Origin of the sequence: Klebsiella sp. OBRC7 (genome assembly GCF_000293135.1) — a bacterium.
GTDB classification, from domain to species: Bacteria; Pseudomonadota; Gammaproteobacteria; order Enterobacterales; family Enterobacteriaceae; genus Klebsiella; species Klebsiella michiganensis.
This window is the reverse complement of the sequence record NZ_ALNJ01000042.1, coordinates 1-13,179: the sequence shown is the minus strand read 5'-3', so window position 1 is coordinate 13,179 and position 13,179 is coordinate 1. Positions and strand designations below refer to the sequence as shown.

Annotated in this window: 9 protein-coding genes; 8 read left to right on the top strand and 1 reads right to left on the bottom strand. The window is 52.9% G+C overall.

Features of this window, described 5'->3' with window-relative positions; translation table 11 throughout:
- On the bottom strand, positions 1 to 2,157 hold a 2,157-nt coding region (locus tag HMPREF1144_RS10480), incomplete at its 3' end, for a right-handed parallel beta-helix repeat-containing protein (RefSeq protein ID WP_009652733.1).
- A gap of 345 nt (positions 2,158 to 2,502) precedes the next feature.
- On the opposite strand from HMPREF1144_RS10480, the gene glmU reads away from it, so the two are divergent.
- The 8 genes from glmU to HMPREF1144_RS10440 all read left to right on the top strand — a co-directional run bounded on the left by glmU (position 2,503) and on the right by HMPREF1144_RS10440 (position 13,111).
- Positions 2,503 to 3,873 (top strand): bifunctional UDP-N-acetylglucosamine diphosphorylase/glucosamine-1-phosphate N-acetyltransferase GlmU, encoded by a 1,371-nt coding sequence (gene glmU / locus HMPREF1144_RS10475; protein WP_009652732.1) that lies wholly within the window; start codon positions 2,503 to 2,505, stop codon positions 3,871 to 3,873.
- 182 nt (positions 3,874 to 4,055) lie between these two features.
- Entirely contained in the window at positions 4,056 to 5,885 is a 1,830-nt protein-coding gene (gene glmS / locus HMPREF1144_RS10470; RefSeq protein WP_009652734.1) for a glutamine--fructose-6-phosphate transaminase (isomerizing), read from the top strand.
- 316 nt (positions 5,886 to 6,201) lie between these two features.
- Positions 6,202 to 7,242, top strand: a complete 1,041-nt coding sequence (pstS, locus tag HMPREF1144_RS10465) for a phosphate ABC transporter substrate-binding protein PstS (RefSeq protein WP_004127017.1) — start codon at positions 6,202 to 6,204, stop codon at positions 7,240 to 7,242.
- Positions 7,243 to 7,434: 192 nt separating this feature from the next.
- On the top strand, positions 7,435 to 8,394 hold the full coding sequence (gene pstC / locus HMPREF1144_RS10460) for a phosphate ABC transporter permease PstC (RefSeq protein ID WP_004107261.1): 960 nt from the start codon (positions 7,435 to 7,437) through the stop codon (positions 8,392 to 8,394).
- A complete protein-coding gene (gene pstA, locus HMPREF1144_RS10455; RefSeq protein ID WP_004855748.1) occupies positions 8,394 to 9,284 on the top strand; it encodes a phosphate ABC transporter permease PstA in 891 nt (296 codons plus the stop codon). Before pstC ends, pstA begins: the two co-directional genes overlap by 1 nt.
- A 47-nt stretch (positions 9,285 to 9,331) precedes the next feature.
- Complete coding sequence (gene pstB, locus HMPREF1144_RS10450; RefSeq protein WP_004855746.1) at positions 9,332 to 10,105, top strand: phosphate ABC transporter ATP-binding protein PstB; 774 nt, start codon at positions 9,332 to 9,334, stop codon at positions 10,103 to 10,105.
- 49 nt (positions 10,106 to 10,154) lie between these two features.
- Positions 10,155 to 10,880 carry a phosphate signaling complex protein PhoU gene (gene phoU / locus HMPREF1144_RS10445; protein WP_004107251.1) on the top strand — a complete coding sequence of 242 codons (726 nt, stop codon included), beginning with the start codon at positions 10,155 to 10,157 and terminating at the stop codon, positions 10,878 to 10,880.
- 584 nt (positions 10,881 to 11,464) lie between these two features.
- Entirely contained in the window at positions 11,465 to 13,111 is a 1,647-nt protein-coding gene (locus HMPREF1144_RS10440; RefSeq protein WP_009652731.1) for a carbohydrate porin, read from the top strand.
- Positions 13,112 to 13,179 lie beyond the last annotated feature (68 nt).

The window sequence follows — 13,179 nt, the reverse complement described above, 5'->3', positions numbered from 1 at the left end:
GAAGTTACCGGTGTTGAAGCTGCCGTCGGCCTCACGCGTCAGCGGGTCCGGCAGCGCCAGCGTCTGATAATCGGCGCTGTTAATACGCTTTCCCTGAGCGTTGATGCTTCTGCCGCCGTGGATAAAATAGTTGCTATCGTCAATATTCCCGACAACGGCATCGTCATATTTCCCAGGCTGGCTGCGCAGGGAAAGGTTCTCGCTGAAGGTGCCCTGCGTTTCCGGCGCACCGTACGGACTCGGGCGGAACAGGTAGTTAAAGCGCTGATTATCTACCGCGACGTTGTTAACCACCACCAGCTTGCCGGGGTTAAAGTTGTCGGTAAAACCGTCCAGATGGTTATCGATGGCGATGCTGTTACGTACCTCGTGGGCGACCGGCTGCCCTTCCCCACCGAGCTTAAACCCGTTACTGGTATTATTGCGGGCAATAGAGTTCTCGATCACCACAACGCCGTTTGCACCGTCCTCAATTTTATTAAACAGGTCGAAACCGTCGTCGATATTATCGTGCGAGTAACAGCCCTCCAGCCGGTTACCCTCTCCTACGCGCATTTTCACCGCGAAGCCGTCGGCGTTAATTTTGCCCGGATCCTCGTTACTAAAGGATTCAGAATTCACTACCCGGTTAAAGCTGGCCCACAGCGGGCGTCCAACATCCGCCGGAGAGGAAATTTGAATGCCGGTATCATCGTTACGATACGCGGTGACGTTCTCGATCAGGTTATGGCTGCCCTGTACGCGCAGGCTCTTGTCCGTAATCTCAATCCCATCGATATGCCAGTAGCTGGCATCCAGCAGCAGCCCGTGAATCACCGCTTTTCCATCGGCTTTTAGCGTCTTGATTTTGTCCTTCAGGCCGCTGGCGCTAACAGGAATGGCCGTTTGCGGGTAATCTCCGGCGGCTAATACTATTTGCCCGCCGGGCGGGACGAGTTTGATAGCGGAGGCGAAATCCAGCGGCGAGTCCGCCGTTCCTTTTGCCTGAGATTGTCCCTCTGGCGCGGCGTAGAGCGTATTGCCTGTCACATGGGGACTCTGTTCAACCGTCAGCGTCTGGGTCAGCGTTTCCGAGCCGGTGGCCGGGATGAAGCTGATTTCGAACGTGCTTTTATCTTTCAGTACGGCAGGCTGGGTAAACATTTCCCCGGCCTTCACGGTTTTATCCTGCCCGATCACCACTTCATCCTGACGAACTGTGATACGTCCGTCGCTGTTGGTGCGCGCCTGTAGGATGTAAGCTTTGCTCTGGCTTACTGTTCCCGAAGCCATTTGCATAACCGGCGGCCAGCCTTTAGCGACATACGGCGCGGAGGGAACCGTATGTGCCGCTGAGGTGGTGAGCGAGGCGTTGCTGACGGTGATTTTTGCATTACGTGAGGCGAAGAAGCCGACGTAGTAATGTTCTTTATCCTGCCGGGCAACCAGATCGGCGTGAGGAACCTGCTGGCTTACCCATTCATTACTGCCCGTTGCTGCCCATGAGGTAATAAACCCGTCGTTGGTGCGTTCCAGTCTGAGCTGGAACGTCGGCGTTTGCTGGATATCGATTTTCTCTTTATAGCTCTGACGCTTTATTGATGCGCCCGCATTGCCCCACGGTTGGGTTATCCCTTCCCGGCTGATAGTCTGCAATTTGATATGTGAGCCATCTTTTTTATCCTGCGTCATAATGGCGTTCATCACCATATTGGATGCCGCCGGAAACTCTTCGTAGCCGACCTTCAGCGGCTGTTGACGCGGAACTCCTATTACATCGCGGACCAGCAGTCCCGCACCTTCCTGTGCCGCAGGACGCGCGCCATTTTCCGGGCCAAACTGATTGACGGTCACCGTAGCCTGCAGGATAAAATTCTGGCTGGTCGGTAGCCGGGTGTAAAAGAAGGTCAGTCCGTCGTGAGAATTGGCTATTTTACCTCCCCGGCTCTCGATGGTAATGGGCTGGCTGAGGTCGGCGACGTCCTGCGGAGTCAGTTTTTTTCCGGCGATGGTGACATCGTTGACGCCAATTTTTTCCGGCAGAACATTCGAGGAAAAATTGCTGTCGGTAGATTGCCCAAAGGCGATTGCCCGCCACTGATGACCTTCGTTGGCCTGCAGCGGTAGCGCGATCATCGTACTGCAAAGGGTTAATGCCAAAGGTATTTTGTTATTCATTCTTTTCTCCTGGGTAATTATTAACCGGCATTATCAGGAAAATGAAATGGCGTTTCTATTTATCACGTCACAATTAATGAATATTAAAACTGTGTTTTATTTTATGGTTTTTCTTTATTTACCCGCCAAAAAAACAGCAAAAGCAGAGGGATAGCCGGCATTACCACTCATTAAAATGCTTTTTTTGCGCTAAACGGGTTTGCGCTGACTAAAAATACCCACCTAAAATGGTGTATAGCGTTACGCTTGTGCGTTTTATCTTCGTCTCGTTTCATGATGAAAAATATGTAGATATTTCAACGTGAAAGGCTTTTACTTTTCGTTCCAACAGCAGTCAGGATGCGTATGTCAAACAGTCCGATGAGCGTGGTTATTCTTGCCGCTGGCAAAGGTACCCGCATGTATTCCGATCTTCCTAAGGTGTTGCATTCGCTGGCCGGGAAGCCAATGGTGCAGCATGTTATTGATGCAGCTAAAGAATTAGGCGCTTCCGCCGTACATCTGGTGTACGGACACGGCGGCGATCTACTTCGCCAGACGCTGCACGAAGATAACCTCAACTGGGTCCTGCAGGCCGAACAGCTAGGTACCGGCCACGCCATGCAGCAGGCGGCGCCGTTCTTCAGCGATGATGAAGATATCCTGATGCTGTACGGCGACGTGCCGCTCATTTCCGTCGAAACATTGAAGCGTCTGCGGGAAGCGAAACCGCAGGGCGGCATCGGTCTGTTGACGGTGAAGCTTGACGATCCGACCGGCTACGGCCGCATTACGCGCGATAACGGAGTGGTGACGGGCATTGTCGAGCATAAAGACGCCAGCGACGAGCAGCGCCGGATTCAGGAAATTAATACCGGGATTCTGGTCGCCAATGGCGCGGATCTTAAACGCTGGCTGGCTAAACTCACCAACAACAACGTTCAGGGTGAATACTACATCACCGATATTATCGCCATGGCTTATGAAGAAGGTCGTGAAATTGCCGCTGTTCATCCTCAGCGTCTAAGCGAAGTGGAAGGCGTGAATAACCGCCTGCAGCTCTCCCGTCTTGAGCGCGTCTGGCAGTCTGAAAAGGCTGAAGAACTGCTGCTCGCGGGCGTTATGCTGCGCGATCCGGCGCGTTTTGATCTGCGCGGCGTGCTGAAACACGGGCGCGATGTCGAAATTGATACTAACGTTATTTTCGAAGGTGACGTGGTGCTGGGGGATCGGGTAAAGATTGGCACCGGCTGCGTCATCAAGAACAGCACCATTGGTGATGATTGCGAGATCAGCCCCTATACCGTGGTAGAGGATGCTCATCTGGCGGCCGCCTGTACCATTGGGCCGTTCGCGCGCCTGCGCCCAGGCGCTGAGCTTCTCGAAGGCGCGCACGTCGGCAACTTTGTTGAAATTAAAAAAGCGCGTCTGGGTAAAGGCACGAAAGCCGGGCATCTCTCTTATCTCGGAGATGCCGAGATAGGCGATAACGTGAATATCGGCGCGGGCACCATCACCTGTAACTATGATGGCGCAAATAAGCATAAAACGGTGATCGGCGATGACGTGTTTGTTGGCTCAGACAGCCAGCTGGTCGCTCCGGTGACCGTCGGCAAGGGGGTCACCATTGCCGCAGGAACAACGGTAACACGTAACGTTGCCGATAATGAATTAGTGTTAAGCCGCGTGCCGCAGGTTCATAAACAGGGCTGGCAGCGCCCGGTGAAGAAAAAGTAACGCTATTTCTCTTTCGCCCTTTTCGGGGGAAAGAGCGGGGTGAGGGGATAAAATAATCCTCCCCCCACGGCAGTACCCATAAAAATAACCCCACTCTCTACAAGGCTCGGGGCGCCCGAAAATACGGGTAAACAGGTTGACCGACAACGTATGGCATACAGCCAAAATCGGAATTAAAAACTATGTGTGGAATTGTTGGCGCAGTCGCGCAGCGTGATATTGCTGAAATCCTTCTCGAAGGTTTACGTCGTCTGGAATACCGCGGTTATGACTCCGCCGGTCTGGCCGTCGTCGATAACGAAGGTCATATGAACCGCGTTCGCCGCCTCGGGAAAGTACAGATGCTGGCCCAGGCGCTGGAAGAACATCCGTTGCACGGCGGTACCGGGATTGCCCATACCCGCTGGGCGACGCACGGCGAACCGTCTGAAGGTAACGCGCATCCGCATGTTTCTGACCATATTGTGGTGGTGCATAACGGGATTATCGAAAACCATGAGCCGCTGCGCGAGCTGTTGCAGTCGAGGGGCTACGTTTTCGCCTCCGAGACTGACACGGAGGTTATTGCGCACCTGGTTCACTGGGAGCTGGAACAGGGCGGTACTCTGCGTGATGCGGTTCTGCGGACTATCCCGCAGCTGCGCGGCGCTTATGGCACCGTGATCATGGATTCCCGCGATCCGGGTACGCTGCTGGCCGCTCGTTCAGGAAGCCCGCTGGTGATTGGCCTGGGGATGGGGGAAAACTTCATTGCCTCCGATCAGCTGGCGCTGCTGCCGGTTACCCGCCGCTTTATTTTCCTCGAAGAGGGCGATATTGCTGAGGTTACCCGCCGTTCCGTGACTCTCTTTGATAAATCCGGCGCCGAAGTGCAGCGCCCGGATATTGAATCCAGTCTGCAGTACGACGCGGGCGATAAAGGTATCTATCGTCACTATATGCAGAAAGAGATCTACGAGCAGCCGAACGCCATCAAAAATACCCTCTCCGGACGCATTAGCCACGGCGAGGTTGATTTAAGCGAGCTGGGCCCGCAGGCTAACGAGCTGCTGTCGCAGGTCGAGCATATTCAGATCATCGCCTGCGGCACCTCCTACAACTCAGGTATGGTGTCCCGCTACTGGTTTGAGTCGCTGGCAGGGGTACCGTGCGATGTTGAAATCGCCTCCGAGTTCCGCTATCGCAAATCGGCTGTGCGTCGCAACAGCCTGATGATCACCCTCTCTCAGTCCGGCGAGACGGCGGACACCCTCGCCGGCCTGCGCCTGTCGAAAGAGCTGGGCTATCTGGGGTCGCTGGCGATTTGTAACGTGCCTGGATCATCCCTGGTGCGTGAGTCCGATCTGGCGATGATGACCAACGCCGGGACGGAAATTGGCGTCGCCTCGACTAAAGCCTTCACGACGCAGCTGACCGTTCTGCTGATGCTGGTGGCGAAACTGGCGCGACTCAAAGGCCAGGATGCGTCGATTGAACATGATATCGTGCATGGCCTGCAGGCGCTGCCGAGCCGCATTGAGCAGGTGCTTTCGCAGGACAAGCGTATTGAGGCGCTGGCTGAGAACTTCTCTGACAAACACCACGCGCTGTTCCTTGGCCGCGGCGATCAGTATCCCATTGCCCTGGAAGGGGCGCTGAAGCTGAAAGAGATCTCCTATATTCATGCGGAAGCCTATGCTGCCGGCGAGCTGAAGCATGGTCCGCTGGCGCTGATTGACGCTGAAATGCCGGTGGTGGTGGTCGCGCCGAACAACGAACTGCTGGAAAAATTGAAATCCAACATTGAAGAGGTTCGCGCTCGCGGCGGCCAGCTGTACGTTTTTGCTGACGGCGATGCGGGTTTCACCGGCAGCGACAATATGCACATCATCGAGATGCCGCATGTTGAAGAGGCGATCGCGCCAATCTTCTATACCGTACCGCTGCAGCTGCTGGCGTATCACGTCGCGCTGATCAAAGGGACTGACGTTGACCAGCCGCGTAACCTGGCGAAATCAGTTACCGTGGAATAACGATTTTACAGCGTTGAAAGGGCTGCCGTCCGGCGGCCCTTTTTATTTGCGGCGAACAGCGAGATCCCACCCGCTTTATGACAGCCTGTCATTTTTGAGACGCTTTTGCGCTGTCATAAAAATAAAATTTTCCGCTAATATTTCTATCATTAACTATAGTAACAATATGATTTGTATTGTTTTTATTTAACGTAAATTCCCGTCTTTTGGCTTGTCATAAAACTGTAATAATTCGTACATTTTACTGTCACCTGTTTGTCCTATTTTGCTCACCATAGCTTCGAAACAATGGTTTACGAATCCAGCAGGAGACATTATGAACGTTATGCGTACCACCGTCGCAACAGTTGTCGCCGCGACCTTATCGATGAGCGCTTTCTCTGTTTTTGCAGCAGCAAGCCTGACTGGCGCAGGTGCAACTTTCCCCGCGCCGGTGTATGCCAAATGGGCAGATACTTATAACAAGGAAACGGGTAATAAAGTCAATTACCAGGGTATCGGCTCCTCTGGCGGCGTAAAACAAATTACGGCCAACACCGTAGACTTCGGTGCTTCTGATGCCCCTCTTGCTGATGACAAGCTGGCTCAGGAAGGTCTGTTCCAGTTCCCGACCGTTATCGGCGGCGTAGTGCTGGCAATTAACCTGCCTGGCGTGAAATCCGGTGAGCTGGTGCTTGACGGTAAAACGCTGGGTGATATCTACCTGGGCAAAATCAAAAAATGGGATGACGCGGCGATTGCTAAGCTCAACCCGGGCATGAAGCTGCCTTCTCAGAACATCGCGGTGGTTCGTCGTGCCGATGGTTCCGGAACTTCCTTCGTTTTCACCAGCTATCTGGCGAAGGTGAACGAAGAGTGGAAATCTAAAATCGGCGCGGGCTCAACCGTTAACTGGCCGACCGGTCTGGGCGGTAAAGGCAACGACGGCATCGCCGCGTTCGTTCAGCGTCTGCCGGGCTCTATTGGCTACGTAGAATATGCCTACGCAAAACAGAACAACCTCGCTTACACCAAACTGCTGTCCGCCGATGGCAAGCCGGTGAGCCCGACTGAAGATAACTTCGCTAACGCGGCGAAAGAGATCGACTGGAGCAAATCCTTTGCACAGGATCTGACGAATCAGAAAGGCGACAACGCATGGCCGATCACTTCAACCACCTTCATTCTGGTTCACAAGGCTTCCAACAAGCCAGAGCAGACCGCCGAAGTGCTGAAGTTCTTCGACTGGGCGTATAAAAACGGCGGTAAAGAAGCCAACGCGCTGGATTATGCCACCCTGCCGGAAAGCGTGGTTGAGCAAGTTCGCGCGGCATGGAAGACCAACGTAAAAGACAGCAGCGGTAAAGCGCTGTACTAATACCCGTCAGCCTTCGAGCTACAGGTGCGTTGGCAGCGCTTGTTCACCCCGGTCACATAGCCCATCTATGTTCCCGGGGATCCACAAGCCAGCTGCCTGCCTGCAGCTCGAATTATTTAGGGTATGGCATTACCTTTGCCAGAAAGATCAGTAAACTACGATTTTTTCTGGCCCGAAACTGAAGAGTAACTTATGGCTGCAACCAAGCCGGCATTTAACCCTCCGGGGAAAAAGGGTGACATAATTTTCAGCGTGCTGGTAAAACTGGCGGCGCTGATTGTGCTATTGATGCTTGGCGGCATCATCGTCTCCCTTATCATCTCGTCCTGGCCAAGCATTGAGAAATTTGGCTTTGCCTTTCTGTGGACCAAAGAGTGGGATGCGCCGAACCAGATTTTCGGCGCCCTGGTACCCATTTACGGGACGCTGGTCACCTCATTTATCGCGCTGCTGATAGCCGTACCGGTGAGCTTCGGTATCGCGCTGTTCCTGACGGAACTGTCGCCGGCCTGGCTGAAGCGTCCGCTGGGTATCGCTATTGAGCTGCTGGCCGCGATCCCCAGTATCGTTTACGGCATGTGGGGCCTGTTTATTTTCGCCCCGCTGTTTGCGACCTATTTTCAGGAGCCGGTTGGCAACGTTCTGTCGACCATTCCGTTCGTTGGCGCGCTCTTTGCGGGCCCGGCATTTGGTATCGGTATTCTGGCGGCGGGTGTGATTCTGGCCATCATGATCATTCCTTACATCGCGGCCGTTATGCGTGACGTCTTTGAACAGACGCCGGTGATGATGAAAGAGTCCGCCTACGGTATCGGCTGCACAACGTGGGAAGTTATCTGGCGTATCGTTCTGCCTTTCACCAAAAACGGCGTGATCGGCGGGGTAATGCTCGGTCTGGGGCGCGCGCTGGGGGAAACCATGGCGGTGACCTTTATTATCGGTAACACCTACCAGCTTGATAGCGCTTCGTTATATATGCCGGGCAACAGCATCACCTCCGCGCTGGCGAATGAGTTTGCCGAAGCGGAAACCGGACTGCACGTTGCCGCATTGATGGAGCTGGGCCTGATTCTGTTCGTTATCACCTTTATTGTTCTGGCCGCATCGAAGTTTATGATCATGCGCCTGGCTAAGAATGAGGGGGCACGCTAATGGCGACGATTGAATTACAAACCACCGCGGAGCTGGCGGAATCCCGTCGCAAAATGCAGGCAAAACGCCGCATGAAAAACCGTCTCGCCCTGACGCTATCGATGGCGACCATGGCGTTTGGTCTGTTCTGGCTGATCTGGATCCTGATGTCCACCGTCACCCGCGGCATCGACGGCATGAGCCTGGCGCTGTTTACTGAAATGACGCCGCCGCCAAATACGGCGGGCGGTGGTCTGGCAAACGCCCTGGCGGGCAGCGGATTGCTGATCCTCTGGTCGACGGTTATCGGTACCCCGCTGGGGATTCTGGCGGGGATTTATCTGGCGGAATATGGCCGTAAATCCTTGCTGGCCGAAGTGATTCGTTTTATTAACGATATCCTGCTTTCCGCGCCGTCGATAGTCGTCGGTCTGTTTGTTTACACCATCGTCGTTGCGCAGATGCAGCACTTTTCCGGCTGGGCGGGCGTGATTGCGCTGGCGCTGCTGCAGGTGCCTATCGTTATTCGTACCACTGAAAACATGCTGAAGCTGGTTCCGGACAGCCTGCGTGAGGCGGCATATGCGTTGGGTACGCCGAAGTGGCGCATGATCTCTGCGATCACCCTGAAAGCATCGGTATCGGGCATTATGACCGGTATTCTGCTGGCCATCGCCCGTATCGCCGGGGAAACGGCGCCGCTGCTGTTTACCGCGCTCTCCAACCAGTTCTGGAGCACCGACATGATGCAGCCGATTGCTAACCTGCCGGTGACGATTTTCAAATTTGCCATGAGTCCGTTTGCGGAGTGGCAGCAACTGGCATGGGCCGGGGTCTTGATTATCACCCTGTGCGTATTGCTGCTGAACATTCTGGCGCGCGTTGTTTTCGCGAAGAATAAACACGGTTAATTTTTGCGGCGCGGCGAAACGCGGCGCCGAATGAGGAAAAGAACGAGATGAGTATGGTGAATGCGACCCCGGGTAAACTTTCAGTTCGTAACCTGAATTTCTACTACGGAAAATTCCATGCCCTGAAAAACATCAACCTGGATATTACCAAAAACCAGGTTACGGCGTTTATCGGACCGTCAGGCTGCGGTAAATCCACGCTGCTGCGTACGTTCAACAAAATGTTTGAGCTGTACCCGGAGCAGCGTGCGGAAGGCGAAATTCTGCTTGATGGCGATAATATTCTGACCAACACCCAGGATATCGCCCTGCTGCGCGCCAAAGTGGGAATGGTGTTCCAGAAGCCGACGCCGTTCCCGATGTCGATTTATGACAACATCGCCTTTGGCGTGCGCCTGTTTGAGAAGCTTTCCCGCACGGATATGGATGAGCGCGTGCAGTGGGCATTGACCAAAGCCGCATTGTGGAATGAAACCAAAGATAAACTGCATCAGAGCGGATATTCTCTCTCCGGTGGCCAGCAGCAGCGTCTGTGCATCGCGCGCGGTATCGCTATTCGTCCGGAAGTTCTGCTGCTGGATGAGCCCTGCTCGGCGCTGGACCCGATCTCTACCGGGCGTATTGAAGAGCTGATCACTGAACTGAAACAGGATTACACCGTCGTTATCGTGACCCACAACATGCAGCAGGCCGCGCGTTGCTCCGACCATACGGCATTTATGTATCTCGGCGAGCTGATTGAATTCAGCAACACGGACGATCTGTTTACCAAGCCCGCTAAGAAGCAAACTGAAGATTATATTACTGGCCGCTACGGTTGATTGCCCATCTGCTACCAGGTTCTAAACTATTGGGCAATCAGGAGATACTATGGATAACCTAAATCTTAATAAACATATTTCCGGCCAGTTCAATGCTGAACTGGAGTACATCCGCACCCAGGTCATGACCATGGGTGGGCTGGTGGAGCAGCAGCTTTCTGATGCGATCACCGCGATGCATAACCAGGACAGCGAACTGGCAAAGCGCGTTATTGACGGCGACAAGCAGGTTAATATGATGGAAGTGGCGATTGATGAGGCCTGCGTGCGCATCATCGCCAAGCGTCAGCCGACCGCCAGCGACCTGCGTCTGGTGATGGCGATCATTAAAACCATCGCCGAGCTGGAACGCATCGGCGACGTCGCGGATAAAATCTGCCGCACCGCGCTGGAAAAATTCTCCCAGCAGCATCAGCCGCTGCTGGTGAGCCTGGAATCGCTGGGGCGCCACACCGTGCAGATGCTGCATGATGTGCTGGACGCCTTTGCGCGTATGGACCTTGATGAAGCGGTGCGTATTTATCGCGAAGATAAGAAAGTCGACCAGGAATATGAAGGCATCGTGCGCCAGCTGATGACCTATATGATGGAAGATTCGCGGACCATTCCAAGCGTCCTGACCGCCTTGTTCTGCGCCCGCTCGATTGAGCGTATCGGCGACCGTTGCCAGAACATCTGCGAATATATTTTCTACTTCGTCAAAGGTCAGGATTTCCGTCACGTTGGTGGCGACGAGCTGGATAAACTGCTGGCCGGGAAAGATCCTAAAGAGTAATAAATCACAGAGACTAATTCTGATAAAGGATGTATCAGAATTAGTTATGATTAATGTTGCTCCTGTTTTTTAATTAACAAAATTGGTGCGATTGTCGTCACAAATAATAATTTCATCAATTGTGGTTTGATTTTAATAGCGTAACAATGCGGTACATTAATCGGGTGACTTGTTACGGCAAGGCTCGAATAAATCTCTGGATTGTTACTGCGCAAGCAGGCAAAACCTGACATCACCGTTAACCCGGTGATGTCAGGTTTTTTTTTGCCAGATAATTCGCCATCAGCCGATGAAAGGGATTGTTACCGCAGCGCGGGCAAAACCTGAAGCAAGCCTCCTCTGTTTTCTGCAGGGGGATTGCTTCAGGTTTTTTTTGATTTGATGCAAGGCTGTTTGTGGGTAAACCAGGATGGCATTAACCGAATAAATAATAATGCTGGTTTTAATAACGTTATTTTTTCCTTAAGGCAAAGCACCTTTTCGGTAACGAGCTTTATTCAATAGCAAAATAAAAATACGCCTTCGCGCTAGTTGACATTTTATCGCGAAATTCAGTTGCACCTGTTTTTATATAAAGGGAACTTATGTTTAAAAGAAATATGATTACCTCGGCCATACTTATTATGGCGCCGCTCGCTTATACAACCCATGCTATGGCGGAATCGCTAACCGTTGAACAGCGTCTTGAGCTTCTGGAAAAGGCGCTTAAGGATACGCAGTCCGAACTTAAAAAATATAAAGATGAAGAGAAAGCCAGAAATCGACTCTGGATTGCCAGTACGCAGCCTGGCGCACCTGAGCAGAGTGCGTCCGCGCAGGTTGTCAGCGCGCCCACACCGGCCGGCGGCGCTGCAAAACCGGCGGCGGTTCTGGTGAAAAACGAACAGCCCGCGGCTAACGGTGAGTCCATTTATAGCTCGATGACAATGAAGGATTTCAGCAAGTTTGTGAAGGATGAAATTGGCTTCAGCTATAACGGCTATTACCGTTCCGGCTGGGGGACCGCATCCCATGGTTCACCTAAGTCCTGGGCGATTGGCTCGCTGGGTCGCTTTGGAAATGAATATTCGGGCTGGTTTGATTTACAACTTAAGCAGCGGGTCTATCAGGAAGGCAATAAGCGGGTTGATGCGATCGTGATGCTTGACGGCAACGTCGGGCAGCAGTATTCCTCCGGCTGGTTTGGCGATAACGCTGGCGGCGAGAACTATATGCAGTTCTCTGATATGTACGTCAACACCAAAGGTTTCCTGCCATTCGCGCCGGAAGCGGATTTCTGGGTGGGTAAGCACGGTGCGCCGAAAATTGAAATCCAGATGCTGGACTGGAAAACGCAAAGAACCGATGCCGCAGCCGGCGTTGGCCTTGAAAACTGGAAAGTGGGCGCGGGTAAATTTGATATCGCGCTGGTGCGCGAGGATGTTGATGACTACAACCGTACGTTGACCAAAAGCCAGCAAATTAACACCAATACTATTGATATTCGTTATAAAGAGATCCCGCTTTGGGATAAGGCGTCATTGATGGTCAGCGGCCGGTATGTCGCGGCAAATCAGAGCTCATCCGAGAAATATAATGAAGGTAATAATGGATATTATGAATGGAAAGATACCTGGATGGCGGGGACGTCGTTAACGCAGAAATTTGATAACGGCGGATTTAACGAATTTTCCTTCCTGCTGGCGAATAACTCCATCGCCAGCAGCTTCTCGCGCTACGCGGGATCCAGTCCGTATACCACCTTCAACGGCAGATACTATGGCGATCATACCAACGGCACCGCCGTTCGCTTGACCTCGCAGGGTGAAACCTATTTGAGTGATGACATCATTATGGCGAACGCCATCGTTTACTCCGTTGGTAATGATGTCTACAGCTACGAGACCGGCGCGCACTCCGATTTCGAATCTATTCGCGCCGTCGTGCGCCCGGCCTGGATCTGGGATAAATATAATCAGACCGGCGTCGAATTGGGCTATTTCAAGCAGCAGAACAAAGATAGTACCGGCAAGAAATATAACGAATCCGGCTACAAAACGACCCTGTTCCATACCTTTAAAGTGAATACCAGTATGCTGACCTCCCGCCCGGAAATTCGTTTCTATGCGACTTATATTAAAGCGAAGGACATCGACCTGGATAAGGCGGCTAACAGCAATACCAGCAGCATTTTTGAAGATGGTAAGAACGATCAGTTTGCCGTTGGCGCTCAGGCTGAAATCTGGTGGTAAGGCTGGCAACGGCCAGGACAAAACTCTAAAGAGGATTAACGATGAAACGACATGCTATTTACTTCGCT